General features: G+C 40.4%; 17 protein-coding genes. All 17 read right to left on the reverse strand.

Annotated elements, in window-relative coordinates; genetic code table 11:
• Positions 1–181: 181 nt before the first annotated feature.
• Complete coding sequence (locus tag HUK45_RS07910; RefSeq protein WP_191911881.1) at positions 182–610, reverse strand: F0F1 ATP synthase subunit epsilon; 429 nt, start codon at positions 608–610, stop codon at positions 182–184.
• An 11-nt stretch (positions 611–621) separates the two neighbouring features.
• Positions 622–2,046, reverse strand: coding sequence for a F0F1 ATP synthase subunit beta (gene atpD / locus HUK45_RS07915; protein ID WP_191911882.1), 1,425 nt, complete (start codon positions 2,044–2,046; stop codon positions 622–624).
• A 23-nt stretch (positions 2,047–2,069) separates the two neighbouring features.
• Positions 2,070–2,996, reverse strand: coding sequence for a F0F1 ATP synthase subunit gamma (locus HUK45_RS07920; RefSeq protein ID WP_191911883.1), 927 nt, complete (start codon positions 2,994–2,996; stop codon positions 2,070–2,072).
• A 31-nt stretch (positions 2,997–3,027) separates the two neighbouring features.
• Positions 3,028–4,563 (reverse strand): F0F1 ATP synthase subunit alpha, encoded by a 1,536-nt coding sequence (gene atpA / locus HUK45_RS07925; RefSeq protein WP_191911884.1) that lies wholly within the window; start codon positions 4,561–4,563, stop codon positions 3,028–3,030.
• A gap of 30 nt (positions 4,564–4,593) precedes the next feature.
• Entirely contained in the window at positions 4,594–5,136 is a 543-nt protein-coding gene (atpH, locus tag HUK45_RS07930) for an ATP synthase F1 subunit delta (RefSeq protein WP_191911885.1), read from the reverse strand.
• On the reverse strand, positions 5,126–5,644 hold the full coding sequence (atpF, locus tag HUK45_RS07935) for a F0F1 ATP synthase subunit B (protein WP_102168061.1): 519 nt from the start codon (positions 5,642–5,644) through the stop codon (positions 5,126–5,128). Before atpF ends, atpH begins: the two co-directional genes overlap by 11 nt.
• Positions 5,645–5,693: 49 nt before the next feature.
• A complete protein-coding gene (gene atpE, locus HUK45_RS07940) occupies positions 5,694–5,912 on the reverse strand; it encodes a F0F1 ATP synthase subunit C (RefSeq protein ID WP_003666561.1) in 219 nt (72 codons plus the stop codon).
• A gap of 29 nt (positions 5,913–5,941) precedes the next feature.
• A complete protein-coding gene (atpB, locus tag HUK45_RS07945; RefSeq protein ID WP_102168060.1) occupies positions 5,942–6,649 on the reverse strand; it encodes a F0F1 ATP synthase subunit A in 708 nt (235 codons plus the stop codon).
• Between the two features lie 267 nt (positions 6,650–6,916).
• Entirely contained in the window at positions 6,917–8,218 is a 1,302-nt protein-coding gene (locus HUK45_RS07950; RefSeq protein ID WP_191911886.1) for a solute carrier family 23 protein, read from the reverse strand.
• Between the two features lie 152 nt (positions 8,219–8,370).
• Positions 8,371–9,144, reverse strand: a complete 774-nt coding sequence (locus tag HUK45_RS07955) for a YibE/F family protein (protein ID WP_191911887.1) — start codon at positions 9,142–9,144, stop codon at positions 8,371–8,373.
• Positions 9,144–10,256 carry a YibE/F family protein gene (locus HUK45_RS07960; protein WP_191911900.1) on the reverse strand — a complete coding sequence of 371 codons (1,113 nt, stop codon included), beginning with the start codon at positions 10,254–10,256 and terminating at the stop codon, positions 9,144–9,146. The genes HUK45_RS07955 and HUK45_RS07960 overlap by 1 nt, the downstream gene beginning before the upstream one ends.
• 108 nt (positions 10,257–10,364) lie before the next feature.
• Positions 10,365–12,092, reverse strand: a complete 1,728-nt coding sequence (ptsP, locus tag HUK45_RS07965; RefSeq protein ID WP_191911888.1) for a phosphoenolpyruvate--protein phosphotransferase — start codon at positions 12,090–12,092, stop codon at positions 10,365–10,367.
• Between the two features lie 169 nt (positions 12,093–12,261).
• A complete protein-coding gene (gene upp, locus HUK45_RS07970; RefSeq protein ID WP_102168056.1) occupies positions 12,262–12,897 on the reverse strand; it encodes a uracil phosphoribosyltransferase in 636 nt (211 codons plus the stop codon).
• Between the two features lie 77 nt (positions 12,898–12,974).
• Positions 12,975–13,994, reverse strand: coding sequence for an L-threonylcarbamoyladenylate synthase (locus tag HUK45_RS07975; RefSeq protein WP_191911889.1), 1,020 nt, complete (start codon positions 13,992–13,994; stop codon positions 12,975–12,977).
• Between the two features lie 5 nt (positions 13,995–13,999).
• Positions 14,000–14,860, reverse strand: coding sequence for a peptide chain release factor N(5)-glutamine methyltransferase (gene prmC, locus HUK45_RS07980; protein ID WP_191911890.1), 861 nt, complete (start codon positions 14,858–14,860; stop codon positions 14,000–14,002).
• A complete protein-coding gene (gene prfA / locus HUK45_RS07985) occupies positions 14,853–15,935 on the reverse strand; it encodes a peptide chain release factor 1 (protein WP_178696161.1) in 1,083 nt (360 codons plus the stop codon). The genes prmC and prfA overlap by 8 nt, the downstream gene beginning before the upstream one ends.
• A 9-nt stretch (positions 15,936–15,944) precedes the next feature.
• A complete protein-coding gene (locus HUK45_RS07990; RefSeq protein ID WP_191911891.1) occupies positions 15,945–16,532 on the reverse strand; it encodes a thymidine kinase in 588 nt (195 codons plus the stop codon).
• Between the last annotated feature and the right edge of the window lie 130 nt (positions 16,533–16,662).

Here is a 16,662-nt window from a genome sequence, read left to right on the forward strand (position 1 = left end):
TATGGTTTTGCCAATCAAAAATTTTTCTTTTTAAGAATTGATTGTCTTTTTGTATAAAAAATACCACCCACATTTCTGTGAGTGGTATCGATATCCATCAATACCAGTTGACAGATACCCAAAAGGACATTTAACGAGTCTTTTACTCATTAAATGTCCTTTTATATTGTTAAAAGTAAAGTTACTTTTGCTTAAACTTAGAAACCTTAAGACGGTTAACAGCACGCTTTAAATGAACCTCAGCACGAGCAAGGTCGTTTTGGCGGTGTGCTTCCTTCGCTTTCTTAATTGCTTCTTCAGCGCGTTGCTTAGCTTCTTCAGCACGAGCAACATCAATCTTTTCGGGCATTTCAGCACTATCTGCAGTAATTAAGGCAGTCTCACCATCAAATTGCATGATTCCACCGTTAACAGCAGCAATCTCATCAGTACCCTGATCATGTTTAATTCGTAACTCACTAATTGTTAATGATGCTAATACAGGTACGTGTTTAGCCATGATCCCCATTTGACCACCAGAAGTGTTCATAATAACCATCGTGGCATTATCATTATCATAAACCGTACCATCAGGAGTGATAATGGTGACTTTAAACTTAGTATCAGCCATAATTATCCCTCCTACTCTGCAGTTTCTTTAGCAGCATCAGCCTTCATTTTCTTAGCCTTTTCAACAGCATCATTGATTGTACCAACTAACCGGAATGCTTCTTCTGGCAAGTCATCATACTTTCCTTCAAGAATACCCTTAAATCCTTTAATAGTATCCTTCAATGGAACATACTTACCTGGCGTACTGGTAAACTGTTCGGCAACACTGAAACTTTGTGATAAGAAGTTTTGAATCCGCCGAGCACGAGCAACAATTACCTTTTCATCATCAGACAATTCATCCATCCCTAAGATAGAAATAATATCTTGCAATTCATGGTAACGTTGCAAAACGTGTTGAACTTCAGTAGCAACTTCATAGTGTTCCTTACCTACAATTTCAGGAGTTAACGCTGTTGAAGTTGATGCTAATGGATCAACGGCAGGGTAAATACCAATTTGAGTCAACCGCCGCTCCAAGTTAGTGGTGGCATCCAAGTGAGCAAACGTTGTAGCTGGAGCAGGGTCGGTATAGTCATCGGCTGGAACATAAACGGCCTGGATCGAGGTAATTGAACCCTTCTTAGTAGAAGTAATCCGTTCCTGTAACTGACCCATTTCAGTGGCCAATGTTGGCTGGTAACCAACGGCAGAAGGAATCCGGCCTAACAAGGCAGAAACTTCTGAACCAGCCTGGGTAAACCGGAAGATGTTATCAATGAATAGCAAAACATCTTGACCCTTTACATCACGGAAGTATTCCGCAATGGTAAGCCCGGTTAAAGCAACCCGCATCCGGGCACCAGGGGGTTCGTTCATCTGACCATAAACCATGGCAGTCTTTTCAAGAACTCCTGAAGCCTTCATTTCATAGTACATATCGTTACCTTCACGGGTCCGTTCACCAACACCCGTAAAGACAGAAATACCATTATGCCCTTGTGCAATATTGTGGATCAATTCCTGAATCAAAACGGTCTTACCAACACCGGCACCACCGAATAACCCAATCTTACCACCACGAACATATGGGGCTAACAAGTCAATAACCTTAATCCCAGTTTCAAGGATTTCAGTATTGTTGTTTAATTCATCATACTTAGGTGCATCACGGTGAATAGGCATCCGCTTTGCATCTGGTCCAAACTTAGGGCCGTTATCAACTGGTTCACCCAAAACGTTGAAAACACGTCCCAGAGTATCGTCACCAACCGGCACACTAATAGGTGCTCCGGTATTTTCGACTTCCATTCCCCGTTGAAGACCATCGGTACCGTCCATGGCAATTGTCCGCACTACTCCATCACCCAATTCAAGGGCAACCTCAGTAGTTAAGGTTTTGTCATCACTTTCCTTAATCTTTAACGCGTCATTAATCTCTGGTAGCTTTTCATCTAAGGGGAACTCAATATCAACAACTGGTCCGACAACTTGAACAACTTTACCAGAACTCATGTTGTTTCCTCCTCAGTTAAATTTTATTCTTGTGCTGTCATACCACCGGTAATTTCAGTAATTTCAGTGGTAATGGCAGCTTGACGAGCACGGTTATATTGCAACTCCAATGATGAAATGATGTCATCTGCATTATCAGTGGCAGACCGCATTGCGTTTGCACTTGATGAGTGTTCTGACGTCTTTGCATCAAGGATGGCTCCATACAATAAGCTTTCAGCATATTGTGAAACAAGTCCAGCAATAATTTCCGTATCCGAAGGTTCAAATTCATATTCAGCCGTAATCGGTGACTCATCTTGAGTGGATTCTGCGGATTTTTCCTCATCCTCCATCAATGATTCAGCCGTAATTGGTAATACATCATGAACCCGAACTCGGGACGTAATCCGATTAACGTAATGGCTGTATGCCAAGTACATTTCATCGAATACGGCATCGTCATACATCTGAACAGCAGTCTTTACAATTTGATGAACTTCACGGAATGTTGGTACATCGCTAATTCCTGAATACTCGTAGACGACGTTCATCCCACGTTTCTTAAAGAATTCAGTCCCGGTCTTACCAACAGTTAAGAATACTGTATTTTCTGCAGTTAAATTCTTGTCCTTCATTAACTGTAAAGTTTGCTTGATAATATTGTTATTATAACTACCAACCAAGCCACGATCAGATGTAATAACTAAAATTCCAGTCTTTTTAACTGGACGCTTCTCAAACAACGCAGCATAAGCGTCATGACTGGCGCTAGCTGCTGATGCGTTGTGAGATTTAACCAGATCGGACAACATCTTCTTAACCTTCTCAGCATATACTTCATATGACTGAGTATGGTGTTGAATTTGATTCAATTTTGCAGTTGAAACCATTTGCATGGCAGCAGTAATCTGGCGCGTGCTCTTTGTGGATTCAATCTTATGCTTAACAGCAGCAAGTGAAGCTGGCACTAAATCTCACCGTCCTTTCGACTAGTCATTATTAATTTTTTTGTGCGGCTTTTTTCTTGTCATCACTGGTCTGGAAAGATTTCGTGAACTCAGCAACAGCATTCTTTAAGTCGTCACCTTCTGGTAACTTACCAGTTGACTTAATCGTGTCATAAAGGTCTTGGTGATTAGCATGCATAAATGAAGCAAGTTCGCTTTCATAGCGTGGAACATCATCTACCGGAATTTTATCAACAAAACCGTTTGATAGAGCAAACAACGTTACAACTTGTTGTTCAACAGGTTGTGGTTGGTGCAAGCCTTGCTTCAAAAGTTCCATAGTGTGCTTACCACGTGATAACTTGGCTTGAGTTGCTTCATCCAGATCAGAACCAAATTGAGCAAATGAAGCTAATTCATTATATGATGCAATATCCAAACGCAATGTCCCGGCAACTTTCTTCATTGCCTTAACCTGGGCATCACCACCAACACGAGAAACTGACGTACCAGCATCAATAGCTGGCCGTTGACCTGCATAGAATTCATCAGAGTTCAAGAAGATCTGTCCATCAGTAATTGAAATAACGTTGGTTGGAATGTAGGCAGAAACATCACCGGCTTGGGTTTGAATAATTGGTAATGCAGTCATTGACCCACCACCAAGGTCATCAGATAACCGTGCAGCACGTTCTAGTAACCGTGAGTGGGTATAGAAAATATCACCAGGATAAGCTTCACGACCAGGAGGCCGCCGAAGAATCAATGAAAGTTCACGGTATGCATCGGCCTGCTTTGAAAGGTCATCATAAACAATCAAAACATCTTTACCACCGTACATGAACTCTTCACCCATTGCGGCACCAGCATAAGGGGCAATGTAAAGCATTGGTGCAGGGTTAGAAGCACTAGCTGAAACAATAATTGTATAGTCTAATGCTCCGTAACGCCGCAAGGTTTCAACGTTTGCCCGAACAGTTGATTCCTTTTGTCCAATGGCAACGTAAATACAAATTACGTCCTTGCCCTTTTGGTTAATGATGGTGTCCAATGCAATGGCAGTCTTACCGGTCTTCCGGTCACCAATGATCAACTCACGCTGACCACGGCCAATTGGTACTAAGGCATCAATAACCTTAATACCTGTTTGCAATGGTTCACTAACACTCTTCCGCTCCATAACACCTGGAGCTTTCTTTTCAATTGGACGTGTCTTGTCAGTCTTGATTTCACCAAGCCCATCAATTGGTCGACCTAATGAATCTACTACCCGTCCTAACAATGCTTCACCGACGGGAACTTCCATGATTCGACCCGTCCGCTTAACGGTATCACCTTCACGGATGCCAGAAAAGTCTCCCAAAATAACGATACCAACATCGTTACTTTCGAGGTTTTGTGCCATTCCGTAAACACCGTTACTAAATTCGAGCAACTCACCAGCCATGGCATTTTCCAAGCCGTCGGCACGAGCAACACCATCACCAACGTAGGTAACAGTACCCGTTTCCTCGATAGATACTTTGTCTTGGTAGTTGGCAAGTTGTTTCTTGATGAGTGAACTGATTTCCTCATTTTTAATGCTCATAAAGGTCTCACCTCTTCGAAATAAGATAATTTATCTAACTAGTAAACGACGAATCTGCTTAATCTTTGAACTTAAGCTACCATCCAATGTCTTATTATTAAGATGAACGATAACCCCGCCCAAAATTTCGGGATCAACTTGTTCGTGAAGAACAACTTCCTTAGCGCCAAATCGTTGGGCCAGGTTAGCCTTAAGTTGATCACGTTGTTGTTTATCAAGTTGGATCGCTGTAACAACGTCGGCATGAACACGTTTCATCTTAGCGTCATACCGTCGCTCAAACTCATCAATGATTGCAACTAGATCGTTAATCCGGCCATAATCAAAAGTCATTTGAATTAAATTTGAAACTGGTTGAGAAAAACCTTTCTTCAAATCATCAATAAGGGACTTCTTTTCACTGAGTGATAATTGAACTCCTGATAAAACAGGAGCCAGTGCAGCGTTGTCCTCAAAGACTTGACGTAGAGCAGTCAATTCTTGATAAGTTTGATCGAGTGTATTGTCTTCATCGACCAACTCGAACAGTGCTTTCGCATAACGATTTGCAACTGTTTGCTTATCAAGACTCATGATCTACCAACCCTTCAATATACGAATCAATCAATTCTTTTTGGTCGTCCGCATTTAATTCTTTATGGATGAGTTTGGAAGCAATCTCAATAGATAAGTTTGCAACGTCATCCTTTGCACCATTCAACGCATCACGACGAGCCTGCTTAGCATCTTCTTGTGCGCGTTGCTTGAGTGCTTGAGCGTCATTTTGTGCAGCTTCAACAATTTGAGCACGTTGCGCTTCACCAGACTTTTTGGCATTGTTAACAATGTCAGCAGCTTCTTGGTGAGAGTTTTGTAACTCAGCTTGTCGTTTAGCAGCCATCTTTTCAGCGTTTTCACGTGATTTAGCAGCATTGTCAATATCACTAGCAATCTTATCTGCACGCTTTTTCATCATATCCGTAACTGGCTTCCAAGCAAAGTGCTTGATAAGTAACATCAGGATAATGAAGGTAACGATGTAGAATACCAAATCACCAACGTATAAGCTATTAGATTCAGCTAAAACACTGTTCACAAACATCTATTGACACCTCCTTGTTCTCTAAAATAAAAATTATTAATCAAAATAATTACTTGTTCATAACAAGGAAGCCGATAACAATAGCGATGATAGGCATGGCTTCGATCAAACCAACACCAATGAACATCGTTGCTTGTAATCTACTTTGTAATTCTGGTTGACGTGCGATACTGTCAACAGTATGTCCGATTAAGATACCATCACCAATACCACCACCGATAGCGGCACCCATAGCCGCGAGTCCTGCAGCAATTGCTCCTAATGCCATTTTAAAATTCCTCCTTAAGAGATAGATTATTATTCGGAAACCTTCCGAGAAATATAAACTGTCGTTAATGTTACAAAAACATATGCCTGAATTGAACCGATAAATACTGAGAATCCTTGCCAAAGCAACTCAAGTAAGAATCCTGGAATGATTGTTAAAGCACCATGTGAAAAGGCTACTCCAGCAACCAACTTTAATAGCAATTCACCAGCAAAAATGTTACCAAAGATCCGCAAACCCAAAGTTAAGAAGTTAGCCAATTCTTCAATGATATTGACTGGCAACATCAATGCAAATGGCTTTACATACCCCTTCAAGTAACCGCCAAGACCCTTATTCGCAATTCCTGCAAAGTGAGCCAATGTAATTACCATCAGTGAGAATGTTAAAGTAACAACTGGATCCGCCGTTGGACTTCTAAGAATTTCTTGGTTATTCCAACTAAGATTAAAAATCAAGCCAAACTGGTTGGCAAAGAAGATGAAAACAAAAAGAACAAAGGCCAAAAAACTGTAATGACCAGTCTCTTCATTTGGCATTTGACTACGAACAATTCCGTTCGTAAAGTCGATTAGCCATTCCAAAACATTCTGCGCACCCTTTGGCTTCATTTGAATCTTTCGGGACATGCCAAATAATACAAAGAATACGATTGCATAAATAACAAGACCTGAAATGATGTTAGTTGCATTAAACGTTAAGCCAAGAAACTTAAAAGTAAAAGCATCACCGCCCATTCATATTTCACCTCTTTCCTTAATAACAATAATTTGGCTGTAAATTGGATGAACGTCGTATACTAATACGAACTAGCCCAATATACGAGTATTAATATATCATCATTTGAAGCAACATTCAAAAAGATTTCTTGCTTTTTTAAGAAATAAACCGTTAACAAAGACTGTTCTAATTAGATTTTCTATTTAATAATTCATTCCCTCTCGTGATCCTTTAATCATCTTTTAATAAAAAAAAGAAGCTTAACGTAAGCTTCTTTAACTGAATTATTTAACTTTGTTGACTTTTTCAGAAATTTCTTTTTCACTCCGCGCTTCTTGGGGAAGAATAAGGTTTAATGCAATTCCCAAAACAGCTGCAACTGCTAATCCAGAGAATTGGTACTGTCCTAATTTCAAGTAGGCATTTCCAATTCCAATTACCAAAATTGCTGAAGCGATCATTAAATTACGCTTCTTGTTAAAGTCAATTTGGTCTTCAATCATTACTCGTAAACCACTAGAGGCAATTACCCCAAAAAGAAGGAAGGAAATCCCACCAATAACTGGCATTGGGATCGTTTCAATTAAGGCACTTAGCTTTCCAATAAAACTGAAGAAGATTGCAAATGCTGCAGCCCCAGCAATAACATAGACAGATTGAACCTTAGTAATGGCAATAACACCAATGTTTTCACCGTAACTAGTAACTGGAGGACCACCAACAAATCCAGCAATAATTGATGCGGTACCATCCCCTGCTAAGGTATGGTTTAATCCTGGATCCTTAAAGAAATTCCGTTCGGTCAATTCGTTTAATACCATAATATGACCTAAGTGTTCAGTCATCGTTACAAAGGCGATTGGCGCCATACTTAAAATTGCTCCCCAATAAAATTGTGGATGGTAGTTAATGAACGGAATTTGGAACGCAGGCAGACTGAACCAGTGAGCTTTTTCTACCGGTGTAAAATCAACGATCCCAAATAAACAAGCAATAATGTAGCCAAAGACAATCCCCATCAAAATTGGGATCAATCCCATGAACCCCTTAAAGTACATATTAAAGGCAATTGTCAGTAGCATTGTAATCATTGCAACTGCAAAGAATTTAAGATCATACTTTCCCGTTACTGAATTAATGGTGGCATCCTTAGCCGCTGTACTAGCTAATGACAGCCCAATAACAACCACCACGGGGCCAACGATAATCGGCGGCAAGATCTTATCAATCCAATCCGAACCAATTAAACTAACAACTATTGAGACAATCAAGTAAACACACCCAACGGCAATTGTCCCTTGTGCAATCCCTGGATAACCAGTTGACTTCATTAATGCCATCATTGGGACAACAAACGAGAAACTGGAACCCATATATGCTGGAATCTTATGTTTCGTAATTAAAAGGTACATTAACGTACCAACACCGGAACTAAAAAGTGCAATCCCTGGATTCAACCCAACAAGAATTGGTACCAGAACAGTAGAACCAAACATGGAAAACATGTGTTGGAGTGAACGTCCAATCCATTGACCTGTTTTTGGCTTTTCATTAACGTCTAAAACGACATCATCACGATGAGCCATGAATATTTCCCTCCCCTAAAAAATAAAGCAGCTTTGAGTAAGGCCTCAAAGCTGCTTTAGTAAATATTCTCCTACAACCATGTAGTGTCATTTCACCGCACCTTTGAGGCCTCACGGGACCTCTTTTAAAGGTTTTAATTTCAAAAAGTATCTTACTTCGTTTCTGCCGGTTTGTCAATGACCCGATTTCGCCGTTTAACCATCACTAACGAAGTAATCGGAACAGTTAGGAGGACCCCAAGAAACGAAATCAAAATTTCAATTAGCTCGGCAACAAAGATCTTATTGTTAAAAATCATTCCAAACGAATAATGTAACCCCGCAAACCAAATAAAGAGAGAAAGAAATCCACCGAAGAAGCCGAAAAATAGAGTATTCAGAGTAGTTCCGATAATTTGACGGCCAATTCCCATTCCCCCCTCAATTAAGCGGGAATTACTAATTTGCGGATGAGTTTCCAGAATTTCCGTTAGCCCTGCGGAAATCGCCATCGCTGCTTCGGCAATAGCTCCTAATGTACTAATAACAATTGCGGTAACCGAAACCTTTAAATAACTAATTCCAATTAAAATTGACATTCCCTCAAGGTCATCACTATCCTCAGTGCCAAATCCTTGAACCATTGCCCAATGGCTGACAAACAAAATAAGTAGAATTAGAATTGCTAAAACAATCAATGAAGCATAAAAAGCTGTCACCGTTGTTCGCAAGTCATCCTCCCCCATAAAAATCGTGATTGCTAAAATCGTAATTCCCGTAGTCGCAGTAACAAACATTGGCGGAACATGAAATTCAATCAAGACAATGGCAAAAAATAAAAAGCCAAAATTCAATAATAGACTAAGAAAGGAACGCCATCCCTGCTTACCGCCGACGAGAACCATCAAACACAGTAATACTATCCCTAATGCATAAATCGCACTCATTATCTGTTCCTCCTTCCTAGTAGGATGGCACCAAGGATACTAACTACCGGAACTGCTAACACAATTCCAATTCCGCTAATTAAGCTTTGTACCATCCCTAAGCTCATGTTCATGCTGAACGTATACCCCCATGAGTTACCATTTTTTAGGTAAAGTAAGCTATTCGTAAAGGTATCTGCCATAAAGATCAGAAAGAGGACATTTACTAACGGTCCCATGATCGATTTACCGACACTCCTTCCAGACATAAACAGTTGCATTCGTGTGACGGTTGGATCAATCCGTTTCAATTCAAATAATGTTGCTACAATGTCACTCGATTCATCCATAACTGCACCTAATGATCCCAGTAAAATTTCAGCAATGAATAACGGTCGCGGTACTTGAGTCACATATTGCATAGATTCATAGTAGACTCCTCGATTATGAGTAAGGTGAAGAACCAGGACCCCAATTAAGATTGCCACTGCTGTTCCGATAATCGTTGCACCTAGTGTGGCTAGCATTTTTTTAGTCGGCCCAAGAACAAGTAAAAGACTAATAAAGGTAAAAATTAAAGCTAACGTTGAAAAAATCAATAGAACATGATTCCCCTGGTTATGAAGGTCTAGTGAAACTGCAAGCAAGAATAAAATAGTATTAATTACTACACTAATAAGCGCAAACGTCCCTGCTCTCCCCATTGTTAGCAGTAAAATTGTAATAACAAGCCAGCTTAAAAAGACAACCACTGTGTCCCGTTTTGGCCCTGCTGGATTAGCTGATAATTTCCCGTGGTTTGTTTTTAATTGAGAAAGAAATAACCGATCACCAACCTTATACTGCTGATCCATTGGTTGCGAATCACTAAATGTGTTTTGAACCTTAACTTTATTCCCACGTCTTTTTCCGTTCATCAGGATTGTTATAAGCTCCTGATTAGTCTGGTGATCAACGTTTTTAAACTGGTCTTCAGTTCGTTGAGGCTTTTCATTAGTTACTTGCACAACCTGAGCAATTGGTTGCCGATAAAGGCGCTGGTTATGAGTAACAAAAAGCATTGCTGCAAGACCACAAATAATCATCCCAATTAATAAGAATGTTCTCTGGCGTGACCACTGAATTGTCACGATTTTCACTTTCCTTTTTTACAATCACCCAATATTTTACTATTCATTATAAAACAAAAAAAGAGCTGACAAAAATCTTATCTTTATCATAAGCTCTTCACTATTATTTACCTATTTATTTTTTAACCATTCTTCGACTAAATCATGAACTTGATTAGCGGTTTCACACTTTGTCACTGCATCATGGTATAGCTTTTGGCATTCATTAATGTCAAGATTCCTCATCATTGAACGAGTGCGTAAGATCGATGTTGCACTCATCGAATACTCGTCTAATCCCATTCCCATTAAAAGTGGCAAGGCGAGACGATCACCGGCCATTTCACCACACATCGCCACCGTTGTATTATGCTGGTGACCTGATTTGATAATGTGATCAATTAGTTTTAAAAACGGTGGGTTCAACGGCTGGTAGAGATAGGAAACAGATGCATTCCCCCGATCGGCCGCAAAACAGTATTGAATCAAATCATTGGTTCCAATGCTAAAGAAGTCAACCTCCTTGGCTAATCGCTCTGCATATAGTGCAGCCAATGGGACCTCGATCATAATTCCTAATTTAATATTTGCCCCAACATGCGGATAATCTTGACGCAACTTTTCTCGCTCTTCATAGTAAATCTTTTTGGCTGACCGAAGCTCTTCTAAAGTCGTAATCATTGGAAACATAATATTAATTTGACCAAACTGTGAAGCCCGAATTAGTGCCCGTAATTGTGTACGAAACATTGATGGGCGATCCAGCGAAATCCGAATTGCCCGATAACCTAAAAACGGATTCAGTTCATGGGGGAGTGGCATGAAGGTTAATGGTTTATCGCCACCAATATCAAGCGTCCGTACCACAAGTGTCTTGCCAGCCAAACTTTCAACAGCATCCTTATATGCCTGAAACTGCTCATCCTCTGTTGGCAAGTGTTCACTTTTCATGTAAAGGAATTCAGTCCGGAAAAGGCCAACTTCATCTGCCCCATTATTAACGGCTGCCGGAATATCATTCGACGAACCAATATTAGCAGAAATAGTTAACTGTTGACCATCCTTCGTAACTGAAGGACTATTAACTAACTTCGCCCACTGAAGCTTTTCTGCCGCGTACTGACTTGCTAGTTGTTGATAATGCTCTACCTGTTGAGCAGTGGGTTCGACAATTGCTGTCCCTGAAAAGCCATCAACAATCATTCGCTCACCATTTTTTACTTGGTGAGCTATCTTTTTACAACCCACAATTGCCGGAATTTGCAATGAACGAGCCATTATCGCAGCATGACTGGTTCGACCGCCAACCTCAGTAACAATTCCCTTGACATACTTTGCATTCATTTGGGAAGTATCCGATGGCCCAATCATGTGGGCAACCACGATTACCGAATGATCAAGCGTTTGCAGGTTAGGCAGCTGTTTTCCTTCAAGCTTTGCCAATACCTGATCCCGAATGCTAGCAAAGTCCGTTGCCCGTTCTTGCATGTACTTGTTTCCCGTCATCGATTCAAATTCATGAATAACCCGAGTAATCACTTCTTCGAAAGCCGTTTCCGCGTTAATCCGCTGACTTCGAATCCGGGTAACAACCTGATTAAACATTTCTGGATCATCTAAGATTTCAATATGAACATCAAAGATCGCAAGCTCATCTTTTGATAACTTTTTAGTGGCTGCTTTTTTTAGTGCCCTAAGATCATTACTAATCGCCAGTAAGGTATTTTTAAAGCGCTGAATTTCCACAAACGGATCACTAATCCGTCGTTTTTCAAAACTCAGATCTGGTTTATCTACGATGTATGCTGGTGCAATTCCGATACCATTACTAGCCGCTGTCCCTGTCATTTTTAAAGTCATTTCTATCTGCTTACCCTCTTTAAAGAAACCGGTTTACATCTATTATAGGAGAATCTTTTCTTAATGACCAGTTCAATGAATACACATTTGACTTTGAAGAAGAAACAAAAAGAGACCCAGAAAAAACCATCTTGCTTTTTCTCGATCTTTTTCCATAATTTGGTATTTTTTACTTTGTACCAAAGAGACGGTCACCAGCATCACCTAATCCTGGAACAATGTAACCGTCCTTATTTAAGTGATCATCAAGTCCAGCAGCGTAGATATCTACGTCTGGGTAAGCTTCACGAACAGCTTTAACCCCTTCTGGAGCAGCAACTAAACATGCAAACTTCATGTTCTTTTCAGAACAGCCGCGCTTCTTCAACGCTTCAATCGCCATCATTGCTGAACCACCTGTTGCTAACATTGGATCAACAATAAATAATTGCCGTTCAGTAATGTCATTTGGTAACTTTACAAAGTATTCATGTGGCTTTAGTGTTTCTTCGTCACGGTACATTCCGATAAAACCAATCTTAGCAGCTGGAATCAAATCAGTCATTCCGTCAACCATTCCTAAACCAGCACGAAGGATTGGAATAATTGCTACTTTCTTCCCTGCTAATTCCTTCTTAGTTGTCTTAGCGATTGGCGTTTCAACTTCAACATCCTTTAATGGCATATCACGAGCAACTTCATATGCCATCAATGTCGAAATTTCCTTTACCGTTTCGCGGAAAAACTTTGTCCCAACGTTCTTATCCCGAATCATTGTCAATTTGTGTTGAATCAATGGGTGATCCATCACTTCAAATTTACCCATGCCTAATACACTCCTTTGAATTTCTTCCCTATTTTACCAAAAAAAATGCCTATTTGATAAACAAATAGGTATTTTTTTTATTTTGTTGCAAAATGTTCACCGCCAGCTGACTTATTTAACCGGTTCATGTATGCCCGACCAAGATCTTTTGCCGGGAATGCTTGGGTAACAATTGCCTTAACATTCGGTTGATCATCAAACTGACGTAGGCCATCAAATAGGCGAGCACTCGCATCAGCAACATTCTTTCCCAATGAAAATTGAATTGCATTCATCGGTAAGGTTGCCTGTTGCAAAATTTTTTCTTCTGCCATCATCCCAACATCAAACGGTTGTTGCTTAATCCAATCAACAACTTGTTTCCAGTCGGTTCCCTCATCAACAATGTAAACCTGAGCGTTAGGAGCGTAGTGCTTATACTTCATTCCCGGCGCCTTAGGGGTTTCGTTTTTACCAACATGGTGGTGATTCAAATCAATTGAACCAATTACTTCTTCGATCTGATGCTTTGTTACCGCTCCAGGACGTAAAATAACGGGCTGATCAGTTGACATGTCAAGAACCGTTGACTCAACCCCCACCCGAGTAGGACCATTATCAATTATCCCCGCAATTTTTCCGTGAAGGTCATGATAAACGTGCTGGGCAGTTGTTGGACTAGGCTTCCCAGAGGTATTAGCTGACGGACCAACAATCGGTACTCCAGCTTCCTTAATTAACTCAAGGGTTGGTTGACAATCTGGAAAACGGAAAGCTACCGTTGAAAGACCACCAGTAACGGTTTTTGAGAGAACCCCCTTCTTAATATTTAGGATAATTGTAAGCGAACCCGGCCAAAATTCCTTCATCAATTTTCGGGCATTATCCGGAATCTCACTTGCATATTTTTCTACCATTTCAATTGAGGCAACGTGGACAATTAGCGGATTGTCGCTTGGTCGTCCCTTTGCCAAATAAACATTTTTTACTGCCGCTTCGTTAGTTGCATCTGCGCCTAGTCCATAAACAGTTTCAGTAGGAAATGCAACTAATTTACCGTCTTGAATGGCTTTAGCTGCCTGATTAATTTCATCTAAATGAAAAATCCTCGTATCCATTCTTTCTAGTTTCCTCCTACGTTTGAAAAATCCCATACGTGTATCATCCTCATCTTCCCAGCAACATCATGCCGTGGTTCAATCCGGGCAGTACTATCTACCCGATGCAATAATTCTTGAATTGCTTGTTCCTGATCAAAACCGGTTTCACCAAATAGCTGCCCTTGCAAAGTCAAATGACTAGCAATCGTTGCAAACAAACGATGATAAAATCCTAACCCGTTTTCATCAGCAAAGAGTGCTAATTCAGGTTCATACTTCAAAACTGACCTATCCATCAACGCAGTAGCATCATGAGAAATATATGGCGGATTAGTAACAATCAAATCATACTTTTCATTAATCAGGTTAGTAAAAAGGTCACTTTGCACCAGCTTTAAATTAAGCTTAAACCGTTGCATATTTTTTTGTGCAACCATCAAAGCCGCAGATGAGACATCACTTAATGTAACATCCCATTGCGGGCGCTCTAAAGCTAAGGTAATTCCGATTATCCCGCTTCCAGTTCCTAAATCAAGAACTTTTAACGGGGCAGAAGAAGTTACTTTCAAAACCCAGTCAACTAGTTCTGCAGTCTCTGCTTCTGGAATTAGGACATCATGGTTAACCATGAATGTTCTTCCGTAAAACGGGGCACTCCCAATAATATACTGAGCGGGCTCATCATTCAGCAAACGGTTAACTGCCTCTTGAAACCATTGCCATTCATCATTTGGCATCAATTCACGATTATGAACCAGCAGGTGAGTGTCATCCCAACCATGGCGCTCTTTTAAAAGAAATTGAGGCGAGCCGGGATCAATATTTTGTCCACTTAATTGTTCCTTTGCCCAGCGTTGTGCAGCAAAATAAGTTTGATTATTCATTCCGTAGTTGTTCCAACTTCTTGGTTTGGTCAGCAACAATTAATGCCTCAATAATCTCGTCAAGATCACCCGACATAATTTTATCAAGTTTATTCAGAGTCAAACCGATTCGGTGATCCGTAACCCGATTTTGAGGATAATTATACGTCCGAATCCGTTCAGAACGATCACCCGTTCCAATTGCATCTTTTCGCTTGGCATCATATGCGCTTTGCTCTTTTTGTTGATAGTAGTCGTAAACCCGGGATTTTAGAATCCGCATCGCCTTAGCGCGGTTTTGTTGCTGTGACCGTTCATCCTGCATGGCAACAACAATTCCCGTTGGCAAGTGAGTCATCCGCACTGCTGAGGAAGTCTTGTTAACGTGCTGACCACCGGCACCACTAGAACGATAAACATCAACCCGAATATCTTTTGGATCAATGTCAACGTCAACGTCTTCTGCTTCTGGCATTACCCCAACAGTAGCGGTAGAAGTATGTACCCGTCCAGCAGATTCAGTAACTGGCACTCGTTGAACTCGGTGAGCCCCATTTTCAAATTTTAGTTTTGAGTAAACCTTATCACCAGTAATCATCAAAGCGATTTCCTTAAAACCACCGACTTCCGTTTCACTCTTATCAACGACTTCAACCTTCCATCCCTGGTTTTCAGCATAGTGAAGGTACATGTTGTAAAGGTCAGCCGCAAATAGGCTCGCCTCATCCCCACCAGCAGCACCACGAATTTCCATAATAATGTTCTTATCATCATTGGGATCCTTTGGAATCAAGAGAATTTCCAACTCTTTTTCTAATTTAGCTTGCTGATCCTTAGCACTACTTAACTCATCTTTCGTTAATTCAGTTAGATCAGGATCATCACTTTCCCGTAACAATTCCTCATCATCGCTAATCGTCTGCGTCACCTTTTTATACTCATTATACTTTTCAACAGTTTCCCGTAGACTACCCTCTTCTTTAGAAAGTTTCATAAACCGTTGTGAATCAGCAATCACTTCAGGATCACTAATCAACTCATTTAATTCGTCATATCGGTCAGCTACAGCTTGTAGCTTATCGAAAATCTCAGCCATTTCCATAAGTTACTTTTCTCCTTTTTCCTGTATTTTTGGATGGAAATAATGGTAACGACAAACTGGGTAATAGGACTCATTACCACCAATTTGAACCTGCTCACCTTCATAAACTGGTTGTCCATTATGAACCCGTAAATTCATCGTTGCCTTTTTCCCGCAGAACCAACAAATTGTCTTCATTTCTTCAATTTTGTCGGCGTAAATTAGTAAGTACTTTGACCCCTCGAACAATTCATTTTTAAAGTCATTCTTTAAGCCAAACGTCATTACCGGAATGTGAAGCTCGTCAACAATCTTGATCAGCTGAAGAACATGTCTCTTCTTTAAGAATTGGGCCTCATCAATTAAAACGCAATAAATTTTTTCGTTCATTCGACGAACATAGTCATAAATATCCGTGTCCGCCATTACAGGTTGAACCTTCCGTGAAAGACCAATTCGACTTGCAATTACACCTCTTCCGGAACGGTCATCAACTCCGCTGGTTAGTAAGACTACCCTTTTACCTTGTTCCTCATAGTTATGAGCAACCTTCAGGATATCAATAGACTTTCCGGAATTCATTGCGCCATACTTAAAAAATAGTTGCGCCACAATTCGCACTCCTTTTATACACATAGATAAATCTATTATATCTGAAAGCATTTTTCATTTAAATACTTAGCTAGTGAGTAATGGTTTCTTAATATTAATCCGAAACACTTTTCTTTTAATCAATTAAAGA

It is taken from the genome of Limosilactobacillus urinaemulieris, from assembly GCF_014838745.1.
Lineage (GTDB): Bacteria > Bacillota > Bacilli > Lactobacillales > Lactobacillaceae > Limosilactobacillus > Limosilactobacillus urinaemulieris.

What these genes read in the sequence shown, in the direction of transcription:
- atpF (WP_102168061.1), bottom strand. Translation starts at nt 5,644, where the DNA reads ATGTTTGTGAACAGTGTTTTAGCTGAATCTAATAGCTTATACGTTGGT.
- atpD (WP_191911882.1), bottom strand. Translation starts at nt 2,046, where the DNA reads ATGAGTTCTGGTAAAGTTGTTCAAGTTGTCGGACCAGTTGTTGATATT.
- HUK45_RS07975 (WP_191911889.1), bottom strand. Translation starts at nt 13,994, where the DNA reads ATGGATACGAGGATTTTTCATTTAGATGAAATTAATCAGGCAGCTAAA.
- HUK45_RS07910 (WP_191911881.1), bottom strand. Translation starts at nt 610, where the DNA reads ATGGCTGATACTAAGTTTAAAGTCACCATTATCACTCCTGATGGTACG.
- atpB (WP_102168060.1), bottom strand. Translation starts at nt 6,649, where the DNA reads ATGGGCGGTGATGCTTTTACTTTTAAGTTTCTTGGCTTAACGTTTAAT.
- prfA (WP_178696161.1), bottom strand. Translation starts at nt 15,935, where the DNA reads ATGGCTGAGATTTTCGATAAGCTACAAGCTGTAGCTGACCGATATGAC.
- prmC (WP_191911890.1), bottom strand. Translation starts at nt 14,860, where the DNA reads ATGAATAATCAAACTTATTTTGCTGCACAACGCTGGGCAAAGGAACAA.
- atpE (WP_003666561.1), bottom strand. Translation starts at nt 5,912, where the DNA reads ATGGCATTAGGAGCAATTGCTGCAGGACTCGCGGCTATGGGTGCCGCT.
- HUK45_RS07955 (WP_191911887.1), bottom strand. Translation starts at nt 9,144, where the DNA reads ATGAGTGCGATTTATGCATTAGGGATAGTATTACTGTGTTTGATGGTT.
- upp (WP_102168056.1), bottom strand. Translation starts at nt 12,897, where the DNA reads ATGGGTAAATTTGAAGTGATGGATCACCCATTGATTCAACACAAATTG.
- HUK45_RS07950 (WP_191911886.1), bottom strand. Translation starts at nt 8,218, where the DNA reads ATGGCTCATCGTGATGATGTCGTTTTAGACGTTAATGAAAAGCCAAAA.
- atpH (WP_191911885.1), bottom strand. Translation starts at nt 5,136, where the DNA reads ATGAGTCTTGATAAGCAAACAGTTGCAAATCGTTATGCGAAAGCACTG.
- ptsP (WP_191911888.1), bottom strand. Translation starts at nt 12,092, where the DNA reads ATGACTTTAAAAATGACAGGGACAGCGGCTAGTAATGGTATCGGAATT.
- atpA (WP_191911884.1), bottom strand. Translation starts at nt 4,563, where the DNA reads ATGAGCATTAAAAATGAGGAAATCAGTTCACTCATCAAGAAACAACTT.